20 protein-coding genes, 2 pseudogenes and 1 riboswitch are annotated in these 25,981 nt (G+C 75.3%); of the genes and pseudogenes, 10 read left to right on the top strand and 12 right to left on the bottom strand.

Features of this window, described 5'->3' with window-relative positions:
• Window positions 1–602: pseudogene (locus KSNIM_RS33005) on the bottom strand (hypothetical protein); the annotation flags it as partial.
• A gap of 164 nt (window positions 603–766) precedes the next feature.
• Window positions 767–2,017: a maltose ABC transporter substrate-binding protein gene (locus tag KSNIM_RS33000; RefSeq protein ID WP_263106817.1), complete on the bottom strand. Its 1,251-nt coding sequence runs from the start codon at window positions 2,015–2,017 to the stop codon at window positions 767–769.
• 296 nt (window positions 2,018–2,313) lie between these two features.
• Between KSNIM_RS33000 and KSNIM_RS32995 the strand changes: the two genes are divergently transcribed.
• The gene (locus tag KSNIM_RS32995; RefSeq protein WP_263106816.1) at window positions 2,314–2,736 is read left to right on the top strand and encodes a hypothetical protein; all 423 of its coding nucleotides are present in this window, start codon (window positions 2,314–2,316) and stop codon (window positions 2,734–2,736) included.
• Window positions 2,737–2,836: 100 nt separating this feature from the next.
• Here KSNIM_RS32995 and KSNIM_RS32990 read toward each other — a convergent pair whose 3' ends face one another.
• The 3 genes from KSNIM_RS32990 to KSNIM_RS32980 all read right to left on the bottom strand — a co-directional run bounded on the left by KSNIM_RS32990 (window position 2,837) and on the right by KSNIM_RS32980 (window position 7,613).
• Window positions 2,837–4,093, bottom strand: coding sequence for an extracellular solute-binding protein (locus KSNIM_RS32990; RefSeq protein WP_263106815.1), 1,257 nt, complete (start codon window positions 4,091–4,093; stop codon window positions 2,837–2,839).
• A 576-nt stretch (window positions 4,094–4,669) separates the two neighbouring features.
• The gene (locus tag KSNIM_RS32985; protein ID WP_263106814.1) at window positions 4,670–5,380 is read right to left on the bottom strand and encodes a DUF4232 domain-containing protein; all 711 of its coding nucleotides are present in this window, start codon (window positions 5,378–5,380) and stop codon (window positions 4,670–4,672) included.
• 760 nt (window positions 5,381–6,140) lie between these two features.
• Window positions 6,141–7,613, bottom strand: coding sequence for a glycine hydroxymethyltransferase (locus KSNIM_RS32980; protein WP_263106813.1), 1,473 nt, complete (start codon window positions 7,611–7,613; stop codon window positions 6,141–6,143).
• A gap of 20 nt (window positions 7,614–7,633) precedes the next feature.
• A riboswitch (ZMP/ZTP riboswitch) is annotated at window positions 7,634–7,725 on the bottom strand.
• A gap of 135 nt (window positions 7,726–7,860) precedes the next feature.
• Here KSNIM_RS32980 and KSNIM_RS32975 point away from each other — a divergent pair.
• The 9 genes and pseudogenes from KSNIM_RS32975 to KSNIM_RS32940 all read left to right on the top strand — a co-directional run bounded on the left by KSNIM_RS32975 (window position 7,861) and on the right by KSNIM_RS32940 (window position 22,298).
• A complete protein-coding gene (locus KSNIM_RS32975) occupies window positions 7,861–9,690 on the top strand; it encodes a hypothetical protein (protein ID WP_263106812.1) in 1,830 nt (609 codons plus the stop codon).
• 179 nt (window positions 9,691–9,869) lie between these two features.
• On the top strand, window positions 9,870–10,652 hold the full coding sequence (locus KSNIM_RS32970) for a potassium channel family protein (protein WP_263106811.1): 783 nt from the start codon (window positions 9,870–9,872) through the stop codon (window positions 10,650–10,652).
• A gap of 500 nt (window positions 10,653–11,152) precedes the next feature.
• Entirely contained in the window at window positions 11,153–12,019 is an 867-nt protein-coding gene (locus KSNIM_RS32965) for a DUF4132 domain-containing protein (protein WP_263106810.1), read from the top strand.
• Window positions 12,016–16,941 (top strand): DNA-binding protein, encoded by a 4,926-nt coding sequence (locus KSNIM_RS32960; RefSeq protein ID WP_263106809.1) that lies wholly within the window; start codon window positions 12,016–12,018, stop codon window positions 16,939–16,941. The genes KSNIM_RS32965 and KSNIM_RS32960 overlap by 4 nt, the downstream gene beginning before the upstream one ends.
• 55 nt (window positions 16,942–16,996) lie before the next feature.
• A complete protein-coding gene (locus tag KSNIM_RS32955) occupies window positions 16,997–18,235 on the top strand; it encodes an ATP-binding protein (protein ID WP_263106808.1) in 1,239 nt (412 codons plus the stop codon).
• Window positions 18,232–18,813 (top strand): annotated as a pseudogene (locus KSNIM_RS39205) (DUF5682 family protein); the annotation flags it as partial. The gene KSNIM_RS32955 and the pseudogene KSNIM_RS39205, both read left to right, overlap by 4 nt.
• The gene (locus tag KSNIM_RS32950) at window positions 18,735–20,186 is read left to right on the top strand and encodes a hypothetical protein (protein ID WP_317634085.1); all 1,452 of its coding nucleotides are present in this window, start codon (window positions 18,735–18,737) and stop codon (window positions 20,184–20,186) included. The pseudogene KSNIM_RS39205 and the gene KSNIM_RS32950, both read left to right, overlap by 79 nt.
• A 447-nt stretch (window positions 20,187–20,633) precedes the next feature.
• Window positions 20,634–21,893, top strand: a complete 1,260-nt coding sequence (locus KSNIM_RS32945; RefSeq protein WP_263106807.1) for a PP2C family protein-serine/threonine phosphatase — start codon at window positions 20,634–20,636, stop codon at window positions 21,891–21,893.
• Between the two features lie 102 nt (window positions 21,894–21,995).
• Window positions 21,996–22,298 carry a DUF4193 domain-containing protein gene (locus tag KSNIM_RS32940; protein WP_263106806.1) on the top strand — a complete coding sequence of 101 codons (303 nt, stop codon included), beginning with the start codon at window positions 21,996–21,998 and terminating at the stop codon, window positions 22,296–22,298.
• Window positions 22,299–22,353: 55 nt separating this feature from the next.
• Here KSNIM_RS32940 and KSNIM_RS32935 read toward each other — a convergent pair whose 3' ends face one another.
• The 7 genes from KSNIM_RS32935 to KSNIM_RS32905 are packed head-to-tail and all read right to left on the bottom strand — an operon-like array spanning window position 22,354 to window position 25,872.
• Window positions 22,354–22,671: a gas vesicle protein K gene (locus KSNIM_RS32935; RefSeq protein WP_263106805.1), complete on the bottom strand. Its 318-nt coding sequence runs from the start codon at window positions 22,669–22,671 to the stop codon at window positions 22,354–22,356.
• Window positions 22,668–22,943, bottom strand: a complete 276-nt coding sequence (locus KSNIM_RS32930; RefSeq protein ID WP_317634084.1) for a gas vesicle protein — start codon at window positions 22,941–22,943, stop codon at window positions 22,668–22,670. The genes KSNIM_RS32935 and KSNIM_RS32930 overlap by 4 nt, the downstream gene beginning before the upstream one ends.
• A 7-nt stretch (window positions 22,944–22,950) precedes the next feature.
• The gene (locus KSNIM_RS32925) at window positions 22,951–23,907 is read right to left on the bottom strand and encodes a GvpL/GvpF family gas vesicle protein (protein WP_263106803.1); all 957 of its coding nucleotides are present in this window, start codon (window positions 23,905–23,907) and stop codon (window positions 22,951–22,953) included.
• A complete protein-coding gene (locus tag KSNIM_RS32920) occupies window positions 23,904–24,317 on the bottom strand; it encodes a gas vesicle protein (protein ID WP_263106802.1) in 414 nt (137 codons plus the stop codon). The genes KSNIM_RS32925 and KSNIM_RS32920 overlap by 4 nt, the downstream gene beginning before the upstream one ends.
• The gene (gvpO, locus tag KSNIM_RS32915) at window positions 24,314–24,805 is read right to left on the bottom strand and encodes a gas vesicle protein (RefSeq protein ID WP_263106801.1); all 492 of its coding nucleotides are present in this window, start codon (window positions 24,803–24,805) and stop codon (window positions 24,314–24,316) included. The genes KSNIM_RS32920 and gvpO overlap by 4 nt, the downstream gene beginning before the upstream one ends.
• A gap of 3 nt (window positions 24,806–24,808) precedes the next feature.
• Complete coding sequence (locus KSNIM_RS32910) at window positions 24,809–25,057, bottom strand: gas vesicle protein GvpG (RefSeq protein ID WP_263106800.1); 249 nt, start codon at window positions 25,055–25,057, stop codon at window positions 24,809–24,811.
• A gap of 2 nt (window positions 25,058–25,059) precedes the next feature.
• A complete protein-coding gene (locus KSNIM_RS32905) occupies window positions 25,060–25,872 on the bottom strand; it encodes a GvpL/GvpF family gas vesicle protein (RefSeq protein WP_263106799.1) in 813 nt (270 codons plus the stop codon).
• Between the last annotated feature and the right edge of the window lie 109 nt (window positions 25,873–25,981).

The raw sequence follows: 25,981 nt of genomic DNA, 5'->3' as shown, positions 1-25,981 counted from the left end.
CCGGGGGGCGCCTCGACCGCGGCCGCGGTGCGGTCGGCGAGGTCGGCGACCGCGGCGGCGGCCCGCGCCAGCCGGTCGCGGTAGTCGACGGGCGGCGGCACGGGCCACAGCAGCAGTTCGGCGGCGGCGAGCAGCACGATCCCGACGGTGACGCCGAGCAGCCGCAGCGACAGGTCCTCCGGCCGGTACGGCGGGAAGCACGGAAGGATGTAGAGGAGTTGCAGGCCGTTGGCGAGGCCGACCAGCCGGGGCCCGCCGACCGAGCTGTAGGCGACGGCGAACCCGATGCCCAGCATGCCGAGGGCGGCCGCCCACGAGCGCACGGCGAGCAGCGTGCCGAGGGTGATCAGCAGGTAGGCCGCGGGCAGGGTGAGCAGCAGGGTGCGGGCCCGGGCTCGGGAGCCGCCGCCGATCCGGGAGAGCAGGCCGAGGGAGATCGCCCCGAACAGGGCGTAGGTCGCGGCGGTCGGCCGGTCGAAGCCGTACCGGAAGGCGTAGAAGCCGATGCAGGCGACCAGGGTGACCCGGACGGCGCGGTGGAGGATCTCCAGGCCGGGGTCGCGGGCGCGGAGCCGGTCGAGCAGTTCGCGCGTCCGGCTCATCGGCACCCCGCTGTCCCTGATCGGTGTCCCCGGTGGCCGCTGCGCCCGGAGCCGTGGCCTGCGGTCCGGGGCGGGCCGCGGCCCGACATGCCCAGGCTAGGACTCCCCGACCGGCCCCGCAGGGGCGCCCGGCGCGGTGTGACGCCGGGCGCCCGGGCCGTTCGTCACTTGGGGAGCTGGGCCCTGATGGCCTGGTCGGCCTTGGCGACCGCCGGCGCCACCGGATCGCCCTTGACCGCCGAGTAGACCAGGGCGTTGAACGGTCCCCAGACGGCGCCCATCTGAGGGAGCGACGGCAGCGGTACGCCGGTCTTCGCAGCCTGTTCGAACGCGGCGAGGTCGGGGTCGGCGGCCCGGGCGTGGGCGAGGGCCTCCTTCAGGGCCGGCATCCGGGGCTCGGCCTTGTACAGGGCGTCGGCGAGTTCGACGGAGCCGAGCGTCGAGAGGACGAACTTCTGGGCGAGCTCCTTGTGCGCGCCCTTGCTGGCGACGAAGAAGGACTGCACGCCGACGAAGGAGCGGGCGGGTTCCTGACCCGCGAAGCCGGGCACCGGGGATATCGCGTACTTCGTCCCGGCGGCCCGCACGTCCGCGAGCCGCCACGGGCCGGACACCAGGAAGGGGGTCTTCCCCGAGGTGAAGGCGGCCGCGGCGCTGTCGGAGGTGTAGGAACGGCGCAGGACGCCCTTCCCCTTCTCCCCCAGCGACGCGATCTTCTCCATGGCCGCGACCGAGGACGGGTGTCCGACCCCGAGGTCGGACGGGTTGGGGTTGCCCCGGCCGTCGTCACCGAACAGGTAGCCGCCGGCGGAGCTGAACAGCGGGTACATGTGGTACGTGTCGCCGGACTTCCCGTCCGACTGGCTGACGGTGTATCCGACCGCCTGGGACACCTTGCCGGCCTTCCGGAGCTCTTCCCCGGTGGCCACCAGGTCGTCGAAGGTCGCGGGAGCCTCGGGGACGAGTTCGGTGTTACGGAACAGCACCAGGCTCTCCACCGCGTAGGGGATGCCGTAGAACTCTCCGTTGTACATCACCGCCCTACGGGCGACGTCGACGTAGTCCTCCATCTTGTTGTCGAGCACCAGGATGGGGTCGATGAACCCGTTCAGGACGAGGTTCCCGATCCAGTCGTGGGCGCCCACCATGACGTCCGGGCCCGTGCCCGCCCGGGAGGCCCTGATGAAGGTGTCCTGCTGGTTCTCCGTCACGGCGACGATCTCGGCCTTGGCGCCGTGCTTCGCTGCGAAGGCGTCCGCGAACGGTCTGAGCGCCTCGGCGCGCTTCTCGTCGGCCCAGATCACCAGCGTCCCGTTCGGGGTCCCGCCGGAGCCAAGGGCCGAACCCGAGCCGCAGGCGGTCAGGCTGAGGGACAGGCAGATCGTGGCGGCGAGGAGTGCGAGATGTCTGCGCACGGCGGTGCTCCAGGTCGGTGGGGGTGGGGTCCGCCGAGAGCCGGCGTGCGCAGAAGCTAGCAACGCCTCCGGGGGATGGCAACGTTTTCAGCAAGTTTCGCCAATGTTTCAACAGTCTTGCAATGCAGATGCCGGGGGGGGGGCGGGTGGATTCCGCCGAGCGGCACCCCGGAGCGTCACCTTGGGTGACCTCTCGCACGCCATGAGTTGCCACTGGTCGGAGTGCGAACCAGGGTGGTCGGCGGGTCGCCCCTCCCCGGAGCGGCCATCTCCGCGATCATGAAAGGGATCCACCCATGTCCGTGACCCGGACCCTCCGTACGGCCGCCCTCGCGGCACTCCTCGCCACCGGTGCGCTCGCCGCCGCCGCTCCCCAGGCATCCGCCCTCGGGGAGGGCAGCATCCGCATCGAGGGCGGCCAGATCGTCGACGACGGCGCCGCCGTCGACGTCACCGTCGCGGTCTCCTGCCCCGCCGGCGACGTCCGCGCCGTGCTGGTGCGCGCGATACAGGGTGTGACCGGCTCGATGGACGCCGCCGGTCCGCAGCTGCCGATGGTGACCTGCACCGGCGAGCCGCAGGACGTGGTGGTCCGCCTCGCCGCGGCCCCCTACGTGGTGGGCGTCTCGGCCTTCCAGCCGGGCACGGCCTACGTGACCGCCTGGCTGTCCGGCGCGGCGACGGACAACGACGTGTTCGAGGAGATCGAGCTCGTCTGAGGACGATCGTCCGGAGCGCCGTTCGACGCCGCCCGCCCCGGGGAACGCACCCCGGGCCGGGCGGCCTCCCCCGTCCGCGGCCCGGCCACCGCCCGGGAGATCAGTGCGGCCCGGTCGCCAGGGCCTGCCTCTGCAGGGCGCCCAGGGTGTCCTCGGGTCTGCGGACGGCCGTTCCGGCGCTCTTCTTGATCTCGGCGGAGATCGCGTCCCACCCGGTGTCCCCCAGCGGGTAGAAGGTGGCCTGCGGGAGCAGGGCGAGGAACGGTTCGAGGTCCCGGTGCCGGCCGCTCGCGGTCATCTCCAGCAGCGTGTCGTGGGTGACGGGCATCAGGTTGTACGTCTCGTCGAACCTCAGCGTGTTCTCGCCGGTGTACACGAAGTCGAGGAACGTCTTGATCTCCTTGCGGTGGCCCCACTTCTTGAACGCCATCATCCAGTCCGCGACGCCGAGCGTGGACTTCAGCGGGCCGACCCGGCCGGGGATCGGGACGACTCCGTAGTCGATCCCGCCGGCCACGGAGAGCTTGATGAGCGACGGGTGGCCGTTGAGCATCGCCGCCTTTCCGGCCGCGAAGTCCGCGAAGGCCGTCCGGCGGTCGGTGCGGGCCGGGTCCGGATAGGTGAGGCCGGGGGTGACCAGATTGCTCCTCAGCCAGCCGAAGGTCTCGACGTTCTGCGGGCTGTCCAGCGCGTAGCGGCCCGACCGGTCCGTGAATCCGCCGTCGTTCCCGAGTTCCCAGATCAGCGTCTCGGCCTGGGCCTCCTCCGGGCCGAGCGGCAGCGCGTACGGGACGGTGCCGGGCACCTTCTCCTTGATGCGCTGGGCGTCCCTGCGCAGTTCGTCCCAGGTGGTCGGGGGCTCGGCGATGCCGGCCCGGCGGAAGATCGCCTTGTTGTAGAAGAAGGCGCGCGCCGAGGAGACGAACGGGATGCCGTACTGGATTCCCTCGACCTGACCGGCCTTGGCGAAACTGTCCAGGAAATTCGCCTGGGTGCCGATCGACAGGACGTCGGAGGCCTTGTAGAGCAGATCGCCGGCGACCTTGTCGGCGTATCCACCGGTCTGCAGCACATCGGGGACGTCGCCGCTGCCGATCATCTCCTTCACCTGCTTGTCGATGTCGTTCCAGTTCACCACCCGGACGTCGACCCGGATTCCGGGATTCGCGGCGGTGAAGGCCGCGGCGACCGCGTCCCAGTACTGCCTGGAACTGTTCGACTCCCGGTCGCCGTAGTCGGCGGCGACCAGGCGGATGGTGACCGCCGAACCGGATCCGAAACCCGAGGCCGAACAGGCGGTGAGCATCAGGGAGCAGGCCAGCGCCGCGGCTAAGAGGCGCGGCAGACGTCGTTCCATGGAGGGACCGCCTTCGAGAGGTGCCGCACGGGCGGCAGGGCCGGGGACATGGCGGTGCCCGGGAGTCCCGCAGGGTGTCGGCGGGGTGTCCGAGAACGGTCGGCCGCGCGCATTCCTGGTCGAGGAGGGCGGCAAAACGTGCAGGGACGGCCGGGCGAATGGGCGAAAGTCTCGACCAGTGCCGACCGCGGACTCCAGCGCGGTTACCGAATCGTTGCCCCGCGTGACCGGCCCGACGCACTCCGCAGCGATCGGCGACCCGGCCGCCGCCCTTGCGGGCCCGGGGTCGTCGGCATGCGACGGGCCGTCAGAAAAGTTCCGGGCAGACGTTCTTGAGCATGCACCGATCGGCCCCCGATGTGATGCAGGCTACGCGGTGGTACGTCTTGACCGGCTCCGCCCCCGCTGCCACGGTGGTCCACACCTGTTCGACCGGCTTCGCCTCGGGGCCGTCCGCCGTCCGTGTCCGCGCACCTCGGGAGCCGTCATGCCGCGCCGCAGCGCCCGGACGTGCCGGGGCACACCGGGCACCCGGCGGCAGGCCCCGCCGCCGACGGGCGAGGGGGCCCGCGGCCGTCAGGAGGTGACGGAGGCCGGCAGCACCTGCGAGACCTGGACGGCCCCGCCGCACGGCTGGAAGGCGAACGGCACCTTCTTGTCGGCGTCCGCCAGCGGGTCCAGCGGCGCGCGGAAGGCGAAGCCGGCCGCCTTGGGACAGGGCGCGTCACCGGTCGGGACGTTGCTCCACTTCAGGAAGAACGCGGCGGTTCCGCCCGGGGCGAGCACCAGGGTGCCGCCGCTTCCGCCGAGCCCGCCGAAGCCGGCCGGGATCGCGCCCACGGCCACCGACAGCGCCGGCGAGCCGGGGGGCGCGTACGGGGCGAGGGTGGGACGGCCCGTCAGCGAGCAGGGCGCCGAGGACACGTTGGTGAGCACGAAGCGCTGGACCATGGTGCCCGCGGCACCGTCGGCGGTCGACGCGCTCACGCTCAGCATCGGGTTGACGCAGTGCTCCACCTCTCCCCCGCCCCCGCCGGGGGTGGCCGTCGGGGTGGACTTCGCCGAGGTCTTGGCCGAGGGCGCGGCCGACCCGCCCGTGCCGGCGGTGTGCCCGGTCGAGGCGGCGGCGGACGCGGAGGCCGGGGCCCCGGTCGAGGGGGCGGCGGAGACCGCGGTGGTGCCGACCGCGTCCCCGGCCGTGTCGGTGCCGTCGCCGGTGCACCCGGCCAGCAGCAACGGGGAGGCGAGGGCGAGCAGAACGGCGAGAGCTCGACGGCGAGTGTCCACGGCAGGGCCTTTCGTTCGGTCGGTCCGGCCACCGGGACGGCGCCGGCCCGCGGCGCCCGCCGGAACCCGCCGAACGCCACCGCCCGCAAGGACGCGCACCGCGGACGGCCGGTTGCCGCCACGGCGCACATCCCACACCCCGCGCCGGCCGCATTCCAGCACGGGAAGATCACCGCTTCCGCACGGAACCGCGCACGGACGGGACCGGGCCGGCCGGTCGCCGACGAACCGCTCGGCCGGACGTCTCGGGCGCGGAACGGCGGAACGATCCCGAGCACCGTCGCGCTGCCTCCGGGGAGGGCGTGCTCGTCCATGGTGAGACGGCCGCCGACCGCAACCCCCTGCCAGAGCTCGGGGGTGAGAGGCGCCAGCCCGACAACGGCCGATCCGCCGGGCGCGAGGAACGGTTCGTCCTCCACCCGGAGCGCCGCAACGGCCACGTTGGGCTCGCCGCTCGCCGTGCGCAGCACGATGTCCCACAGCAGGCGCATGCCGCCGTCACCGCCGAACGGCGCCTTCCGCCACCCGGTGTCCGCCTCGGCGAGCGCCAGTTCGGCCCGAACGCCGCCGCGCTCCGCCTCCCCACGGGCACCAGTGACACCAGCGGGCAGTGCGCTCCCGCCCGACCTGGCCGGCCGCGTCGGCGAGCAGCCCCCACTACGCGGGCTCCCAGGCGTGCCGCCGCCCGCAGTCCCGGACGTCCTCGGGCGGCCGGCCTGCGCGCAGGCGCGGGCCGGCCGCCACCGGGCATCACGGGGTGTCAGACCAGGTCGAGGCCCGGGTAGAGCGGGAAGCCGGCGAGCAGGTCGGCGGCGCGCTTGGCGACGGCGTCCCGGACCTGGGCGTCCAGCACGTACTGGGCCTTGGAGGGCGTGCCGGCGGTGGTGGTGGCCGGGGCGGTGCCGCGCAGGGCGGTGTCGATGAGGTCGGCGATCTCGTCCATCTCGGCGGTGCCGAGGCCGCGGGTGGTGAGCGCGGGGGTGCCGATCCGCACGCCGGAGGTGTACCAGGCGCCGTTCGGGTCGTTGGGCACCGAGTTGCGGTTGGTGACGACGCCGGCGTCCAGCAGGGCGGCCTCGGCCTGGCGGCCGGTCAGGCCGTAGCCGGAGACGTCGATCAGCACCAGGTGGTTGTCGGTGCCGCCGGAGACCAGGGTGGCGCCTCGGCGCAGCAGGCCTTCGGCGAGGGCCCGGGCGTTGTCGACGACCTGCTGTGCGTAGGCGCGGAACTCGGGGCGGCGGGCCTCGGCGAGGGCGACGGCCTTGGCGGCCATCACGTGCGAGAGCGGGCCGCCGAGGACCATCGGGCAGCCGCGGTCCACGTGTTCGGCCAGTTCGGAGGTGCACAGCACCATGCCGCCGCGCGGGCCGCGGAGCGACTTGTGGGTGGTGGTGGTGACGATCTGGGCGTGCTGCACCGGGTCGAAGTCGCCGGTGAGGACCTTGCCCGCGACCAGGCCGGCGAAGTGCGCCATGTCGACCATCAGGGTGGCGCCGACCTCGTCGGCGATCTCGCGCATCAGGCGGAAGTTGACCAGCCGCGGGTAGGCGGAGTAGCCGGCGACCAGGATGAGCGGGCGGAACTCGCGGGCGGTGGCGCGCAGGGCGTCGTAGTCGACGAGGCCGGTGGCCGGGTCGGTGCCGTAGCTGCGCTGGTCGAACATCTTGCCGGAGATGTTGGGGCGGAAGCCGTGGGTGAGGTGGCCGCCGGAGTCGAGGGACATGCCGAGCAGGCGCTGGTTGCCGAGTTCGCGGCGGAGTTCGGCCCAGTCCTCGTCGGTGAGGTCGTTGACCTGGCGGACGCCGGCGCGGTGCAGTGCGGGGCTCTCGACCCGCTGGGAGAGCACGGCCCAGAACGCGACCAGGTTGGCGTCGATGCCGGAGTGCGGCTGGACGTAGGCGTGTTCGGCGCCGAAGAGCTCGCGGGCGTGCTCGGCGGCGAGCGCCTCGACGGTGTCCACGTTGCGGCAGCCGGCGTAGAAGCGGCGGCCGACGGTGCCCTCGGCGTACTTGTCGCTGAACCAGTTGCCCATGGCGAGCAGCACCGCCGGGGAGGCGTAGTTCTCGCTGGCGATGAGCTTGAGGGAGGCGCGCTGGTCCTGGATCTCGGCGCCAATGGCGTCGGCGACCCGGGGCTCGACGGCGCGGACGGCGTCGACGGCGCTGCGGAAGGCGGTGCCCGCGGTGGGGTCGACGGCGGTGTGGGGGGCGGACGGGTAGCCGGGCGTGGCCAAGGCTGTCTCCTCGTGACGACTCGGACGGCCCAGGCGCACGGCGACAGCGTGAGACACGGAGCCGCTCCCCGATGGTCGAATCCATCCCTGCGCGCCAGTCACGGCTCACCGCGAGCGTACCAACCGTGCCGGGCGGGCGGCGCGGGGGTCCGTTCCGTGGACGGGCTTGCCCCGCGGGCGCGGTGGGAAGGGAGGCTGCGGGGGCCCGTGCACCGGGGGCGGGCGACGGGGAGGAACGGGGGACGGCATGACCCGCAAGGGCGTGGTGCGGCGCGGGGTGCTCGCGCTGGCCGTCTGGTGGCTGTGGATGCCGCTGGTGGCCGTGCTGGTGTGGGTGGTGAAGCACGTCCTGTTCGGCGGGTTCGGCCAGCAGGACCAGAGCTATGTGTTGCTGGTCGAACAGGAGTTGTTCCCGCACGGCGGGCTGCTGGACGCGGCCCCGCTGTTCTGGCTGTGGGTGGCGGTGGGGCTGCTCGGCACGGTGTGGGGCGTCGCCTTCGTCGCGGACGAGTCGGGGGCCGGTTTCCGCGGATGGCCGGTGCGGCTGGTCCTGGCGGTCACGGTGCTGGCGGCGGTCGGCTCGCTGGTACGGGCCGGGACGGGGATGTGGGACGACGACAAGGACGCCGGCCGGTACTACGCCCGGGCCACGGTGCTGGACGTCCCGGCGGGCGGCGCGGCGACCCCGCGCTCGGTGCTGGCGGTCACCGAGCACACCCGCAAGGGCGACGGCGGCCGCTGCGACCTGGTCGGCACCGCCGACGTGCCGGCCTGCGTGAAGACCGAGCCGATGCCCGACTTCGACTTCGAGGCGCGCACCGCCTCCTACGCGGCGGCGACCAAGGCGCTCACCGACAGCGCCGGCCTGACCTCCGGCGTTCACCTGATGGGCCACAGCCTGCACTACCTGCCGGACGCCGCGCAGGGCGGCGGGGTGTGGACGGCCCTGCTGGACGGCTCCGGCGAGCAGCCGATGGAGGGCGTCGCGGTCTGGGACGGCCGCTCGAACACCGTCGCCACCTGCGCGTTCCGCGGCGGCCACACCTTCGGCCGGGCGTTCTCCGGGACGGGTGCCACCAGCCTGCGCAACCTGCTCGCCGAGCGGTTCCCGGACCTGACCTACAGCGAGCAGGACATCTGGGGCTACTGCGACGGCGCCGACCCGCGGACGGCGCAGCCGGTGGTGGTCATCTCGGTGGCCCGGCAGATCGGCTGGAAGCAGCGCACCGTATTGGAGCCGGCGGGGGTGCTGGTGCTGCGCGGCTCGACGGACGGCAGGCCGGACATGACGTACCGCGAGGAGGTCGCGCCGGGCGAGCTGCCGGGGGCGGTGTACCCGGGCTCGGTGGTGCGGGCGCAGATCCACGAGGTGCAGTGGCTGGGCGGGCGCGGCGCCAAGGACGACCGCGGCTTCGGCTACTCCCACACCTCGGCCTCGACCAACGCCGACAACCCGGGTGAGTTCCTGCTGCGCTCGAAGGCGGACGGCCATCTGTACTACGTGACACCGCTGGTCCCGCGGGAGAGCTCCTCGCAACTGGTGGTGGCCTTCGCGGTGGTACGGGCGGACCGCACCGGCGGCGGCCTCAACGACCTGCATGTGTACGTGCGCGCCGACGACAGCCCGTCGGTGAACCTGGACGTGCTGGCCAGCCGGATGGTGTCGTACATGGCGCAGCAGACCGCGATCACCATCAGCGCCGGCCGGGGCGGCGCGCTGCAGGAGATCATCCCGTTCGGCCGGGACATGTGGCGCGGGTTCGTGGACTTCAACGGGCAGACCCAGGACTACATCGACCTGTCGGGCGACGCCACGGTGAAGCCCAACCTGGTGTCGTTGAGCGGCAGCATCACCGCGCCCGGCGGGCAGCCGACGCAGGCTCCCGCCACCCCGGCCCCCTCGGCGACGGCGCCCGCGCCGTCCGCACCGGTGCCCACCGCGCAGGCTCCTGCGCCCGGCGGCGGGTGCGGCGGCGATCCTGCGCAGCTGACGACGGGGCAGCTGGCGGCGTGCGTGGCGGAGCTGTCCCGGGCGCTGCAGGGGCGGGTGCAGGAGTCGGGGACCGCTCGGCCCTGACGATCGCGGCGATCGGCGGGGTGCTGCCGTGGGAGGATGCCCGTGGGGCTGTTGACCAGGGTGTTCGTCCTGCACGGTGGCGGCCGCCGGCGTCCGAGGGGTGCGCCGTGCGGTGTCGCGGGGCGGCGCGGCGGTCCGGCCCGGGCCCCGCAGCTCGTGCCCGTGGAGGAAGACCGGCCATGACGACCCGACGCGAGCGCTGGGAGCGGCACACGCAGTTCCCGCTCATCGTGCTGTCCGTACTGTTCGCCGTCGCCTATGCGGCGCCGGTGCTCGCGCCGCAGGCGCCCGGGTGGGTGCTGCACGGGGCGGCCTGGGCCGAGTGGGCGGTGTGGGCGGTCTTCGCGCTGGACTACGCGACGCGGCTGGTGCTGGCGGAGCGGCGCTGGGAGTTCGTCCGGCGCAGCCCGCTGGACCTGGCGTCGGTGCTGCTGCCGCTGGTGCAGCCGCTGCGGCTGCTGCGGCTGGTGTCGACGCTGCTGCTGGCGGGCCAGCGGGTGCGGATGGCCTCGCAGGTGCGGCTGACGACCTATGTGGCCGGTGTGGTGCTGGGGCTGCTGGTGTTCGGTTCGCTGGCGATCCTGGAGATCGAGCGGAGTTCGCCGAACGCGTCGATCCGCACCCTCGGCGACGCCCTCTGGTGGTCCTTCACCACGATGACGACGGTGGGCTACGGGGATCTGACGCCGACCACCGGCATCGGGCGGCTGCTGGCGGTGGCGCTGATGCTGTCGGGGATCGCGCTGCTCGGTGTGGTGACGGCCAACATCGCGGCCTGGTTCGTGGCCCGGTTCGAGGCCGAGGACCGGCTGGACCACCTCAACCACCGGGCGATCCAGGACCTCACCGCCGAGGTGCGGGAACTGCGGCGCGAGCTCGCCGAGCTGAGCCGTCCCGCCGACCCCGCCGAGGAGCCCGCCGCCGGCCCGACCGGCCCGGCGGAGCGCGTCCCGAGCGGCTGACCGGCCCGCGTCCGCGGTGCGCCGGACGGCGGCGCCGAGCAGTTCGGCGGGCGGCGACGGCTGCGGGTCGGGTCCGCCGCGCGGCGGGCGGTGAGCGGCAGGTCCGCGAGGAGGGTCTCCCCGATCTGCAGGTGACCGACCGTCAGACAGCGCCCGTTCCATGTGATCTGCGGCACAGTCGCCGCCCGGCGCGCCGGTCGGCCGCGAGGCCCGTGGCGCGGCGCCGGCCGTCTGGTGCGTGCAGCGACGAACCCTCGGGCGCGGGCCGCGCGCAGGCCCGCCGCGCACCGCGGCCGGACGTCCGCAACCCCGCGGCCCGACCCGCCGTCTCCCTTCGCGACTCCTGCCGGAGCGCCGCCCGGCGGCCCGTGCACCGCCCAGCGGGACGCGTTGTCCGCGGGTGGCGCTAGGTTTCCGACATCACCGCGGGCGGGGTGTCCGGACCCCCGGTCGGCTGCGGGGGTTTCCGACGACTTGGCAGAGCACGAGGTGGGGCCGTAATGGGTTGGGTGGCGGCGGGCGACGGGTACGAGGTCGCCCTGGTGGAGGGCCGGGTGACGGCGCGGTCGACGTCCGGCCGTTCCGCGGGGAGGCAGCTGAAGTCGCTGCCGAAGGCGGTGCGGGAGCACCCGGAGACGGACCGGCTGCGCCGGTTCGCGACCTGGCTGGAGCGCCACGCCGCGTCCTGCCGGGAACAGGTGGACGCCTGGATGGTGTCCTCGCTGCCGGTGCCGACCGGTCTGCTGGCCCGGGTTTGGCCGGACGAGGCCTGGCAGGCCGCGCTGCGCGACCTGGTGGTCGTCGGCGACGGCGAGGACGAGGTGGGCTTCCTGCGCGACGCCACCGCCGACGGCGAGCTGCGGCTGGTCGACCTGGACGGCGAGACCGTCCGCATCTCCCCCGCCACGGTCACCCTGCCGCACCCGGTGCTGCTGGAGGACCTGGAGGACCTGCGGGAGTTCGCGGCCGAGCTCGGCGTCGTCCAGGGCGTCGACCAGATCCACCGGGCGACCTTCCGCAAGCCCGCCGAGGTGGCGGAGAAGGCCACCGAGGTCAAGGACTTCGCCGGCGGCAGGTTCCCCTCGCGGTTCGGCCTGGCCGCCCGCGCCACCGCGCTCGGCTACCGGGTCTCGGGCGGCTACGCCACCACCCGCGTGCGGGACGGCGAGCGGACGGTCGAACCGGCGGTGTGGATCGGCGAGCCGTACTGGGACGGCGATTCGGAGACCGGTGCGCTGTGCTGGCGCGATACCGAGGGCCGGGCGCTGACACTGCCCGAGGTCGGGCCGGTCGCCTGGTCGGAGGGGATGCGGATGGCCGCCGCGCTGTACGCCGGCCGCACGGTCCAGGAGGGGAAGAACGCATGAGCACGCACGAGGACACGGGGACGGGCCGCACGATGACCGAGGAGCAGGCCGCCGAGCTGCTGCAGGCCGGGGCCGTACTGCCGCCCGGCACCGCGGGCGCCGGCGAGCGGGCGGTGCCGCTGACCGCCCGCACCTACCGTCACCCCGGCCTGGACGGCAGGATCGTGGTGCGGCTGGTGCCCGCCGAGCTGGGCGCCGCCGAGGACCAGGCCGTGGGCTTCCTCGGCCTGGAGCCGGACGCCGAGCCGGCCGAGGTCGGCCTCGGCCTGCGCCAGGCCCTGGGCTTCCCCGAGTGGGTGCTCGCCCACCACCCGGAGGACGGCCACCACGCGCTGGGCATCGTGCCCGAGCTGGAGCGGATCGCCAAGCAGGCCGCCTCCCGGCCGAAGGCCGCCCTGGAGGCCTACCAGCAGCTCGCCGAGCGGCTGGCCGAGGCCGTGCCGCACTTCCTGCCGACCTTCTACGAGCAGGCCGGCCGGGTCTTCCTCGGCGCCGAGAACAGCCAGTTCGCCGCCCAGATGTTCGCCCGCGCCCGCAAGGCCGAGGCGCAGCACGGCCTCGCCCTGGACGAGCAGCGGCTGGACGCGGTCTTCCTGGAGTTCGCGCTGGCCGGCGCACTGCCCGTCAAGGTGCTGTCCGGGTACGCCAAGGAGCTGAGCGCCCGGGTGCCCGCCGCGGAGGCCTTCGACCGGTTCCGCCGGCTGTGCGTGCGCCGCACCGCGGGCGGCCTGGAGCCGTCCGCCGTGATGGCCACCGACCTGCGCCGCCTGGCCCGCGCGGCGGGCGCCGACCCGGAGGCCGCCGAGGCCGCCTACCTGGACGAACTGCTCGCGCTGCCCGCCACGCTGCGTGCCGCCGCCGGCTGGTGGAAGCGCCACCGCGACGCGCTGGTCGCGCTCGGCCGCACGCCGTCCGCCCGCGGCCGGCTGCTCGACCTGATGCCGACCGGGTACGACCCCGAACTGTCGGGCCTGTGGCTGGACGTCCTCGTCGAGTCCGGCGCGGCCGCCGGCCTGTACGACGACGCCGCGCCGAGCGAGGAGCGCCCCGCGGACGGCACCGCCGGCTGGTTCGAGCGCTTCCTCGGCTGGCGCAACCACCGCTGGGGCACCCGTGCCCGGATACCCGCGCTGCTGCCGCTGGTCGAGCTGGCTGCGGAGCGCCTGCGCGCCGAGCACCTGGCGGCCGGTACCGCGGTGCGCATCACCGAGACCAACGTCAACCTGCTGGACACCCTGCTCGCCCTCGGTGTGCCGGTCGCCGACCCGACCGAGCACACCTCGCTGCGGCTGGACGTCTGGGCGCAGGAGGACGAGCAGCGGGACCTGACCGCGCTGGAGGCCGACCCGCGCTTCCGGCAGGCGTTCCGCAACGGCGCCGACCGGATCTCCAACGACGTCGAAGGACGGCGCACCTTCGGCCTGCTGGCCCGCTCGCCGGGCGGCCGGCCGATGCTCGCCGAGTGGATGGCCGGCGTCGCCCGGCAGCCGCTCGCCGCCGGCCTGCCCGACCTGCCGAACGCCTTCCAGAAGCTGGGCTGGCTGCCCGGCGAGGTGCTGGTGCTCGCCGAGGACGAGGTCCGTGCCGCGGCCTCCACCGACCTGTCGGCGGTGCTCGCCCGTTCGCTGCGCGCCGGCGTGATCGACGAGCTGGGCTGGCCGGCCTGGGACGAGGCCGCCGCGGAGCTCGTCGCCCGCAAGGACGTCGACGACATCGTCGTCGCCGACGCCTGGCCGTACCTGATCGCGGCCGGCCCCTCGCAGGCCCGGGTGATCGGCGCCGAGGGCACCGTGCTCCGCCACGACCTGCGGATCCCCGCCGGCGACTCCTCCGAGACCGGCTTCCACTACGTGGACGGGTCGCTGCTCGTCCACTGGCAGTCGCAGGCCAACAACCGCCGCTTCCTCGGCTACTGGCACACAGCCGCGGACCGGGTGTTCACCATGCCGGAGAACACCTCCCGCCGCGGCACCCGCACCTACTGGCTGGGCTCGCTGAACACCCACAGCCTGCCGCTCGCCGACGGCGGCCGCTCCGGCGGCCGGGGCACCGTGCACGCCGGGGACACCGCGCTGCCCGCCGAGCGCCGGATCATCGGCGACGGCCGCTCCTTCTGGGTGTGGGCCGACCCGGGCGGCGACGCCCCGTCGACCTGGCACGAGTACGACCCGGCGACCGACACCGTCGGCCGGGCCGCCGGCCCCGCCTTCCTCGCCGACACCCTGCGGGACGCCCCTGCGGACAGCAAGGCCTGCGGCGGCTGGGTGCTGCCCGCACCGAACGGCGACACCACTCCGAGCGGGGCGCCGGTGGACGGCCTGCTCGGCTGGCGCACCCTCACCCTGCCCGACGGCTCGCACCGCGGCGAGGACCTCGCCGGACGAGGCATCACCCTGCCGCCGAGCCGGGGCTGCCCGCTGCGCCTGGTGCAGTTCCCCGGCGCCGACCGTCCGCAGGCCGTCGTCCGGGACGGCACCTACGGCGTCCGGCTGGTCGACGCGGACGGCGCCACCACCGCCACCGTCCGCACCGACGACGTCCCCGGCGTGTTCGCCGAGGGCACCCTGATCCTGCCGCCGCTGCGCTACTGGCACTACCTGCAGCCGCGCGACCCACAGGGCTCCGCCGCGCTGCGCCGGCTCGACGACGGCACGGCCGCCGCACTGCTCAAGGCCGCGGCCGAGGACGACCCGCAGCGTCCGGCGGAGCTCGTCGCGGCGATCCGCGCGGTGCTCCCGGAGGTCACCGACGAGCGGCTGCTGGCCGGCATCGCCGGTCTGCTGCGCTACGCGGCCGGCCCGCAGCAGCGGCTCGCCGCCGTCGCCGAGCGGCTGGAACTGGAGCTGTCCGGCGGCGCCGCCCCGGTCGAGGAGGCCCCCGGCCCCGGCGACCAGGAGCTGCATGCCGCGCTGGGCGGCATCGGCGTGACGTCCTCCTGGTACAACACGCAGCAGAGCCGCTACGCCGCCGAGCAGGTGCGCTTCCTGGCCCGGGCCGCCTCCCCCGAGGCCGAGGCCGTGGCACCGGGCACGGTGCACCTGGACGGGATCGACACGCCGTACGTGCGGGTGGACTGGGAGCAGCTGCCCCGGCTGGCCCCGGCGGCCGCGCTGCGCGCGGTCTCCGCCACCAGCGCGCCCGAGGACCGTGCGGCACTGCTCGGCCTCTTCGAGGTACTGGCCGGCGTGGGCCTCACCGGCCCGGCGGGGACGGCGAACTGGCGCACCGCCAGGCTGCACGTCGGGGCCGTCCACCTGGCCGACCGCGACGGCTCGACCCGGCACGGCGACCGCGACATGCTGCTGCAGCTCGGCGGCGGCGCGTTCCTGCTGTTCGTCGACGGCGACGTGGCGACCAACGGCGACACCGAGTCGACCGTGCTATTCCACGACCCGTCCGGCCGCTTCGAGGCGCCGGCGCCGTACACCCTGCTCTCCTGCGAGCCGCTGAAGGGCGCCGCCGAGGACGACCGGGCGGCCGCGCTGCTGGCGTACGCGGCCGACCGCGAGCCGGCCCCGTGGTTCCCGGAGGCCGCCGCGCGGTTCGCCGAACTCACCGGTGTCACCGGCACCATGGCCGCCCTGGTGGTGGCCGGCCTGCCCCGGGTCGACCAGTGGGAGCGCAACTTCCTGCCCGCCGGGACCCGGGCGATGCTCGGGCTGAAGGTCGCCGACGCGGCGGTCGCCCGGGACGAGCTGCGCTCGCTGGGCGCCGGCACCCGGCGCCGGCTCCTCGCCGCGCTGGTGCCCGCCGACCCGGCGCTGCTCTGGACACAGGGCCCGGACGTCGAGGCCGCCGCGGCGGTGTGGAACGAGAAGGTCGGCCGGCGCGTGGCCGTCCCCGAGGCGCTGCTCGCGGAGGCCGTCCGCGCGGTGCGCACCGGCTGGGCGGCCCGCGCGGCGCTGGGCGCCGTCCTGGACCCGGCCGCTTCGCAGGACCTGACCAAGGACCTGGAGTGGCACGTCCAGCGGGACCGGGTGGTGCCGGTCGAGTCGGGCTCCGGGTTCACCGCCGCGACCCTCGTCGGCGCGGTGGCGATGGCTTGGTGGCTGGCCCACCGGCTGCCTGCCGGCGACCCGCTGCGAGCCTCGCTGCCCGCCGCGCTGGCCGCCGTCCGCGACCGGCTCTCCCACCCGGGGCTGATGCTCGACCTGGGCCGCTACGTCAGCCTGCCGAGCTTCCGCAAGGTCGCCGGCGCGCCGACCGAGGTCGGCGAGGGCTACGAGCGGTACGGCGCGGTCGTCATGGCGACGCACGACAGCCAGCCCGCGCCGGGCATCCGCACCGCCCTGCTGGACGCGGCCGGCGAGGACCCGTATCTGCCCGCGCTGCGGGAGAACGCCAACGAGCCCTTCCCGGCGGAGGCGGCGCTGAAGGCCGTCCGCGCGCCCGGGTTCGAGGCGCTGCTCGGCGACCCGGGCGACCCGGCCGCCGGCGAGCGCGGCCCGGACGGCACCTGGTGGCCGCAGGACCCGTCCCGCTCGGTGCCCGACCTCGTCGAGGAGGCCGCCGCACGGCACGGCGTCGGCGCGGACGCCGCCGCGCTGTACCTGATGCTGCTGGCCATGCCCGACCCGACGGACCGCAACACCGCCCGCTGGACGGGCTGGAAGCCGGCCCGGCTGAAGGCGGCCCGGGCCGAACTCGCCGCGACCGACCTGGTCGTCCAGGCCTCCCGCACCCGCGCCGGCCGGACGCTCTTCCTGCCCGGCGGCTGGACCGAGCAGCGCAGCCCGCGCCTGCCGCTGGAGACCTGGAAGCTCCCGCTGCTCGGCGGCGGTTCCACCGCCCTCGGCGTGCTGCTGCCGGCCGAGCCCGCCGCGGAGCTGTACCGCCGGGCCTGGCAGCGCCTGCTCGACGGCGACCTGCCGCGCTTCGGCGAACTGAAGGCGCCCAAGGCCCGCCGCGGCCGCCGCCGCTGACCGGACGACGGCACCACCGGGGGTGCGGCGGACCGCCGCACCCCCGCCCACACCCATGACCCTTTCCCCGGACCGAAGGACCGACACCGTGTCTCCGACGACCCCGACGACCCCCACGACCGGCTCCGAGCCGACGACCGATCAGGCCGCCCCGCGGGCCCGGCAGATCCTGCCCGCCGAGGAGCGGTACGCCCAGGAGCTCGCCTTCCTCGCCGCGTACGACGAGGGCCCCCGCCCGCCCGGCTGGGCGCTGACCCCGGCCGCGGTGGTCACCTTCGTGTGCGGCAGCGACGGCGAGGCGCTCGCCCTGCCGCCGAAGCGCCGCAAGGAGGGTGCGCTGCCCGCGAAGCTGGTCGTCGCGCCGAAGTTCGTCGGCGAGCGCGCCCTCGTCGAGCGCTGCGTGGTCACCCTCGCGGGCGAGCGCGGCCTGCTGCTCGTCGGCGAGCCCGGCACCGCCAAGTCGATGCTCTCCGAGCTGCTGTCCGCCGCGGTCAGCGGCACCAGCGAGCTGACCGTCCAGGGCACCGCCGGCACCACCGAGGACGCCTTCCGCTACGGCTGGAACTACGCGCTGCTGCTCGCCCAGGGCCCCACCCCGCAGGCGCTGGTCTCCTCGCCGGTGATGACCGCGATGCGCACCGGCCGGGTGGCCCGGATCGAGGAGGTCACCCGCTGCCTGCCCGAGGTGCAGGACGCCCTGGTGTCGATCCTCTCCGACCGCCGGGTCAGCGTGCCGGAGCTCGCCGGCACCGCGGACGCGACCGTCGCCGCCGTCCCCGGCTTCACCGTGATCGCCACCGCCAACCTGCGCGACCGCGGCGTCTCCGAGATGTCCGCCGCGCTCAAGCGCCGCTTCAACTTCGAGACGGTGCACCCGATCGCCGACGCCGGCGCGGAGACCGAGCTCGTCCGCACCCAGGCCACCGCCGCCGTGCAGCGGGCCGGCGCCGCGTTCGGCGTCGACGACGCCGTCCTCGACGTGCTGGTCACCGTCTTCCGCGACCTGCGCACCGGACGTTCCGCCGAGGGCTGGGACGTGGAGCGCCCCGGCACCGTGATGTCCACCGCCGAGGCCGTGCACGTCGCCGCCTCGCTCGGCCTGGCCCGTGCGTACCTGCCCGGCGGCGACGTCCTCGACCTGGTCCCGGGCCACCTCCTCGGTGCCGTCCGCAAGGACGACCCGGCCGACCACGGCCGCCTGCTCGGCTACTGGGACGGCCCGGTGCGCCGCCGTGCCGAGGACGGCTCCGCGATGTGGCGCCGTCTGTGGGACCTGCGGGAGAACCTGCGGTGACCGACTCCCGTACCACTGAGGACACCACCGGGAGCCCCCCCGGGGGCACCGCGGACCCGCGGGAGGCGGTGGAGGCGCTCGCCGCCTCCGCCCGGCCCTACCTGATCGGTGTCCGGCACCACAGCCCGGCGCTCGCCGCGGTGGTGCCGGCGCTGCTCGACAAGGCCGACCCGGAGGTGGTCTGCGTCGAGCTGCCGGCCGACTTCCAGCGCTGGCTGCCGTACCTCGCCGACCCGGGCACCGTCGCCCCCGTCGCCCTCGCCGGGGCCGACGAGGGCGGGCACCTCGGCTTCTACCCGTTCGCGGACTTCTCGCCCGAGCTCGCCGCCCTGCGCTGGGCCCGCGAGCACGGCGTCGAGGTGCTCTGCTGCGACCTGCCGCTCGCCGACAAGGGCTGGGCACCGGCCGAGCCTGCCGCGGCATCCGGCGGCCGTCCGCCCGGCACCGCCTACGCCGACGCCCTGGAGGCGGCAGGCACCGGCCGCGACGGCGACGACCTGTGGGACCGTTCCGTCGAGGTACGCGCCCCCGGCAGCGAGCCGGAGGCCGTCCGCCGCGCCGCGCTGGCCGTCGGCTGGCCGAACTGCTGCGGGCCGCGCACACCGCGCGCCTCGCCGACCTGCACCGCGCCGAGGCGGCCGCCCTGCGGGTGGTCCGCGGACTGCGCAGCGCCCGCGCCCGCTACAGCAGCCACCGCACCGCGGACCTGGCGGCGGCCCTGCGCGAGCTGCTGCTCACCACGGCGCTGCTGCGCTCCGGCCCGACCGACCGGGCGGTGCTCGGCACCGCCCGGCGCGCCTACAAGCCGGGCGGCGCGCTGCGAGTGCACGGCGTCTGCCGCGAGCCGGTGCTGTCCGCCACCGGGTACGGCGGTGTGGTGACCCACCTGGTCACCGAGGACGGCCGCTGGGTGTCGATCGCCGACATCAAGCCGGGCGGGCCGGCCCGTGCCCGGGGGGCGGGCACGGCACCGGTCTCGGTCGGTGCGGCGGCCATGGACCACTCCCAGCTGTCCCGCGGCGGTCTGCTGATCTCGGGCGCCACCGTCTCCGCGGACGGCCGGCTCGGCTCGGGCCGCGGCGTCCGGGCCACTCCTGTGGCCGGGATGGACTGGGATTCCGGCCCGCTCGCGGAGCTGTTCGCCCGTCCGCTGGCGGCGGCCGTCGCCGAGCGGCTCGCCGACGGCCCGCTCGCCGACCCGGAGCAGACCGAGCTGCTGCGCCGGCCGGTCGGCTGCGAGCTGGTGGTGCTCGGGGCGTCCGCCGACAGCGTGCTCGCCCGCGAGGTGGACCGGGCCACCGGCGAGCCGCACGGCCCGCTCGTCCGGCTGGTCGCCGCCAACCGCCACCCCGACCTGGCGCACACCGCCAACCTCGCCCGGCTGGGTGCCCACCCGGGCCTGCGGCTGCGGGTGCTCGCCCGGGTCGAACCGGACCGGGCCGCCACCCTCCGACCGCTGGCGGTGGCGCCCGTCCCCGGCGCCTCCTGCACGCTCCGACTGCCGGCCGAGTGGCAGGGCCGGGCCGACCTCGGCTACGACCTGCTCCAGGGCGCGCACGTGCCCGCCCCGGACGAGGACGGGGCCGCGATGCCGGGGCCGGTGTCCGCAGGGCCCGACCCGCTGGGCGACTCGCCGCTGTGGCGGGTCCGCCGGCAGGTCGAGCTGGCGGTGGCGGGCGGCCGGCGGGCGGTCGCGGAGGCGGCGCGCAGCGGAGGCGCCCGGACTGACGCGGCGGCGCTGCGGCGCACCGGCTTCCGCGCGGCGGCCGGGCTGTCCACGGCCCTCGCCGAGGAAGCCGACCGCCGGCAGCGGGACGTCTTCGGCCGGCTCGGCGATCCGAGCGCCGACCGCTACGCCGAGCAGTGGCTGGCGGCCGCCCTCCACCTCACGGCGGCGGAACGCGAGCTCGTCCGGGCGACCTGGCACACCGGTGAGGCAGCCGCCGGCTGAGCCACCCCCGGTCCGGTGGCGCCCCTCCGCATGCGGGGGCGCCACCGGAGTCACTGATGCTCCGCCAGATTCCCGGCCCGCAGGGCGACCGGTTTGTGGCACCCCGCCGCCCCGGCTGACCTCCCACGGGGACGGCCTGGGCACGCCGCTCGAACCGTACGTGCCCGGCTCGCCGCCCTGCCTGCGTGCGGCGCCCTCGTCACCACCTGCGCCGCGGGCCCGTCCGCGGTCGCGACAGGTTGGGCCTCCCGAGGAGAACAGCCGGGTACCTGGACGGCGCGGGGACGAGCATGCCGAGGCCTTCGACGGCACGGCCGACCCACCGGGGCCGCTCCTTCCGTCGCCGCTCCCGGACGCCGTTCGAGCCGCGGCGGGGCACCGGGCGGGAGTCACATGACGGGCGTAGATTGAGGGCACCCATCCGATGATCACCACCGAGGAGGGGGTGTGGACGCGCCTGCTGTGGACTACGGGGCGGCGTTCCGGGCGACGCCCAGCCCCATGCTCGTCCTGACTCCCGGCCTGGTGATGGCGGACGCCAACGAGGCCTATCTGCGGGTGTCCGGCCGCAGCCGCACGGAGCTGGTGGGGCGCCTGCTGTTCGAGGTCTTCCCCGGCGACCCGGCCCACGGCGAGGAGACCGGAGCCGCAGCGCTGCGCGCCTCGCTGGAGCGGGTGCTCGCCACCCGGCAGAGCGACAGCATGCCGCTGCAGAAGTACGGCGTCGACAGCGCCGACCGGCCAGGGGTGTTCGAGGAACGCTACTGGAGCACCCTGAACACGCCGGTGCTCGACGCGGACGGCGAGGTGGTCGCGATCGTGCACCGGGTGGAGGAGGTCACCGCGCTGGTCCGCAGCATTAGGGACGGCCGCAGCTCCGCGGGCGGCACGGTGCTGACCGCCCTCACCCGGGAGGCGCACATGGCGGCGGACCTGCTGGCCCGGGCGCAGGAGCTCGCCGACCTCAACGAGGAGCTGCGGCAGGCGCACGCCCGCGAGCGCGAGGTGGCGCTGAGCCTGCAGCGCTCCCTGCTGCCGGCCGTGCCGCCGGCGCACCGCTCGTTCGCCGCGGTCCGCTACCGTCCGGCGACCCGGACGCTGAACGTGTGCGGCGACTGGTACGACCTGGTCGACCTGGACCGGTCCCTGCTCGGCGTGGCGGTCGGCGACGTGGTCGGCCACGGCCTGGAGGCGGCCGGGATCATGGGCCGGCTGCACAGTGCGCTGAACGCCGCCCTGCGGGCGACTCGGCAGCCGGCGCAGGCACTGAAGACCCTGGCCCGCTACGCGGTGACCGTGGAGGGCGCCCTGTCGACGACTGCCGTGCAGACCGTCGTCGACCGATCCACCCGCACCGTCCGCTACAGCAGCGCCGGGCACCCGCCACCGGTGCTCGTCCACGCGGACGGGGCGGTCCAGGTGCTGGACGGGGCGACCGATCCGCCGCTCGGGGCCTGGGAGAACGAGATCCCGCGCTCGGAGGCGGCCGCCGGGTACCGGCCCGGCGCCACCCTGGTGCTCTACACCGACGGCCTGATCGAGCGGCGCGGCGAGGACATCGACGTGGGGCTCGGACGGCTCAGCGCGAGTGCCGCCCGGCACCGCCGCCTCGACCCGGAGGAGCTGGTGGACGCCGTGCTCGCCGACCTCGGTGCGGACAACGGGCAGGGCACCGACGACATCGCACTGGTCGCCGTCCGGCTGTGATCCGCCCGGCGGCACCGCGTACCGCCCAGCGGGTGCGCGGGAACGGCTCCGGAGGCAGGCTGGTCTCTCCCGAGGTCAATCAGTCCACGAAGGGACGACACCGTGGCCACCGACTACGACGCCCCCCGCAAGGGCGACGACGAGAGCTCCGACGAGAGCATCGAGGAGCTCAAGGCCCACCGGGCGGAACGGTCCGACGGCAAGGTCGACGTCGACGAGTTCGACGCGGCCGAGGGGCTCGAACTGCCGGGAGCGGACCTGTCGGGCGAGGAACTGACCGTACAGGTCCTGCCCAAGCAGCAGGACGAGTTCACCTGCGCGAGCTGCTTCATGGTGCGGCACCGCAGCCAGCTCGCCGGCGAGAACTCCAAGGGGCAGCCGATCTGCAAGGAGTGCGCCGACTGACTGCGGCACAGCGGCCCGGCGGTGCGGCCGGGGCCCGGACGGACGGCCCGCGGGGTCAGTCCGGGGAGAGCAGCGGGCCCAGTGGCCCGAGGTCGATGTTCAGGTCCTCGGGCGACAGCCCGAAGTGCTCGCGGAGCTCGTCCATCCGCTCCTCCAGCGCCATCAGCGTGCGGCCCAGCTCCTCGATCCGGTCCTCCGAGAGGTCGCCCGCGTCGATCCGGCGCAGCGCCTGACGCTCCATCAACTGCCGCAGCAGTTCGACCACGGTCAGGACGAGCGCCGCGAGGTCCTTGCCGACCGACTCCGGGTCCAGCGCGATCCGGCGACCCGGACCCTCAGCGCGCGGCGCCCGGCCGCCGCCCTGCGCGGTCACGGCCCGCCTCCGGTGTACGGCCGGTCCTCGGTGTACGTCCGGTCCTCGGTGTACGGCCCGTGCTCCCCGTCCGGATCGGCGAGGGTGCCGACCGAGGCGATCAGGGCCCGGAGACTGATCCGGACGAGGTCGACGTCCGCGATGGTGAGGGTGATCTCGCCGGTGACGACCACACCGCCGGCGAGCAGCCGGTCCAGCAGGTCGACCAGGGCGATCCTGCGGTCGTCCACGGGGTACGTGACCGCCCGGGAAACCTCGCCTGCCCCGACCACCGCGGTTTCACCCGCCCTCGGCCGCGGCGGGCTGCTCGGGGGACCGGGGTTCCGGCGGCTTGATGCGCGGTGCAGCCCCGGTGGCGGCATCGGGACCGGCATCGGCACCGAAACCGGCTTCGGCTTCGACATCGGCTTCGACATCGGCTTCGGCGGTCTCGGCGGTGCCGGTCCCGGCAGGGTCCACCGTCTCGGGGACCTCGGGTCCGATGTCGGCGAAGGAGTACGGCGGCCACGGCCCGGTGAGCTCCAGGCGGACGCCGGAGAACCGACGGCCGAGTTCGGTGGCGGCGGCGCCGAAGTCGGCGACCCGTTCCCGGTCGACCAGGTACGCGCCGTTGAGCAGCATCGGTTCGGCCCGGCCACTCGCCTCGGCGGACTGCAGCGGGTGCTCGGCGGCCCGGTCCGCGAGGGCGGCGAGCGCCGCATGGATTTCCCGGGCCGCCGCCATGGCCTCGTCGAACCGCTGGGCCAGGGCGTCCCGTTGGGCGCGGCGACGCAGCAGGTACGCGGTGCCGGGGCGGTCGGCGGGGGCGGCGATGTCGGCGGGCGCGGGGGCCGCCCCGGCCAGGTAGGCCTTGACGCCCCACTCGGCACGGTCGGCGACCCGCTCCAGGGCGGCCCGCAGCCGGGGCCCGGCGCCGCGCAGGAAGGCGGCGGCGCCGCGGTCGTCGCGGTAGAGGGTGGCGAAGCGCAGCGGCAGGGTCCTTCCGGTCCGGGCGAGTTCGGCGATCACCCGGTGGTGCGCCCGGACGGCGGCCTCCAGCCACTGCAGGTCCGCCAGTCGCCGCTGCAGCGCCCGCTCGTCGAATCCGCTGCGCGGCACCGAGCCCACGACCAGGGCGAGTCCGGTGACGGTGAGGGTGCGCAGCGGCTCGTCGGCCACGCCGGTGAGGCCGTCAAGGGCGCCGTCCTCGACGTCGCGGGCCACCGCGTAGAGCCAGGTGAGGTCGGGGGTGGTCATGGCGTGCTCCTCGTACGGCGAGGCCGGGCGGGCGGCGTTTCGTCGTCCTCGTAGTCCGCGTCCGGACTCTGGGTGCGCCGGCCCGTTCGGCCCGCCTCGAGTTCGCCGATGCGTTCGCGCAGGCGGCGGTTCTCGAGGGCGAGGCCGCGTTTGCCGGACGAGAGCGAGGGGTCGTGCTCCCACCAGTCGATGCCCATCTCCCGGGCCCGGTCGACGGAGGCGATCAGCAGACGGATCTTGATCGTCAGCAGCTCGATGTCCAGCAGGTTCACCCGGATGTCGCCCGCGATCACGATGCCCTTGTCCAGGACGCGCTCCAACAGGTCCGCGAGATTGGCGGATTGCACACCGGTGCCGCGGGGCTGCGCGGCGAGGAAGCGGTCGCCCGACCGGGCGGTCGGCTGGGTCATGGCTGGTCCTCCTCGGGCCTGCCGCGGTAGTAGCGGCGTTCTCGGCGATAGGAGACGAGGTCGCCGTCGTCGTCGAGGGCGACCAGGTAGACGGCCAGGATGTCGGAGGCGTCGGGGACACGGCGAGATTCGAGCACCTCCACGCCGATCCGCCACCCGTCGTCGGTGCGGTCGATCGAGGTGATGCCCTCGGGTGTGCGCCCGGTGAGGTCGCCGACGTCGGCGGCGGCCACGGACGCGGCCCGGCGGGCCGTCAGCTTCCCGTTCGCCGGCCGGCGGCGCGGCGCCCGGTCGGTGCTCCGCTCCCCACCGGCGCTGCCGTCGCGGTCGACGGCACGGCGCCGGGGTGCGCCGTCCGGCGGCGGGTCGTGGTCGGCGGGCGTCCGGCGGCGCACGGGACGGTCCGGCTCGGGCGGGGGTGCGCGGCGGGTGCGGACCGGGCGGTCGGGGCGGTCGCCGCCGGTGGGGTGGGGGTCGCGGGCGCTCACGGCTCACACCTCCGGGTGCCGGTCGGCTCCGGCGGGCCACGGGCGTCGCACCGGCCGGTCCTCCTGCCGGGCGGCCTCGTCCTCGCCAATCGCGCCGGCCGCCCCGGCCCGTACGAGCGCGACCGGGCGGGCACGGACGATGGCGGGGTCGGTGACCCCGCTGCACGCCTCGGCGTACGGCTGCTCGGTGATCCCGACGACGCCGCGCAGCGGGGCGGGCGGCAGGGTGACCGGGCCGGACACACGTGCCATGGCTAGGTGCCCCCTTCGGCCGCTTCCGCGATCCCGGTCGCGAAGTCGTACGGCGCGAGCGGGCCGAGCAGACGGATGCGGAGCCGTCCGGCCCAGCGGCGGGCCAGCCCCTCGGCGGCCTGCTCGAACGCGGCGCGCCCGGCGTCGCGGACCAGGAAGGCGGTGGTGAAGCCCTGTTCGGCGGCGCCGGGCCGGGAGGGCGCGACGGCGGTCGCGTGCGGGGCGAGGCAGTCGGCCAGGAACCCGGCATCCTCGTCCCTGCGGGCAGCGACCTCGTCGGCGATCAGTTCGCCGAGCCGGACGCGCTGGTGGTGGCCGGCCTCGTCGCCGAGTTCGGCGACGTCCTCGCGGAGCCCGGAGATGTCCGCCCGGTCGGCGAGGATCTCGCGCAGGAGTTCCTCCTCGCGGTAGTCGCAGCGCACGGTGAACTGGGTGTGCCCCGCGAGTCGTTGCAACGCGGCGTGGAACTCCCGCTCGTACGGGGCGAGCAGGTCTTCCTCGACGGCACGGGTGTCGCGGACGACCGAGCCGAAGCGGATCGGCAGGACGGCGGTGTGCCGGGCGGCGAGCGTGTCCAGCACTCCGGCGTGGGCGCGCAGGTCGGCGGCGGTGCCGAGCGGCCGGTCCACCGGCACCTCGCTGACCACGGCCGCCACTCGGCCGCGATCGACCACGTCGATCCGGGCGGGCGGACCGGTGACACCGCGGAGGCCGTCGGGCGCCCGGGTGCCGGCGGGCACGATGCCGTAGACGTAGCAGGCCCGGGAGGCGAGGGTGCGTTTGGCGCTGCCGGTGGGGGCCCGTTGCTCGGACATCACTCCTGCTCCTTCCTGCGGGCGGCCGGACGGGCGCGGCGCCGTCGCTCCTCCGGCTTGTCCTTCTCGTCGTCACTGCCGCGCGGACTGCCGACCGCGCCGGTGACGG

Origin of the sequence: Kitasatospora sp. DSM 101779 (genome assembly GCF_025655475.1) — a bacterium.
Lineage (GTDB): Bacteria > Actinomycetota > Actinomycetes > Streptomycetales > Streptomycetaceae > Kitasatospora.
Note: the sequence above shows the minus strand (reverse complement) of the source record. Positions and strands in the feature narration are given on the sequence as shown.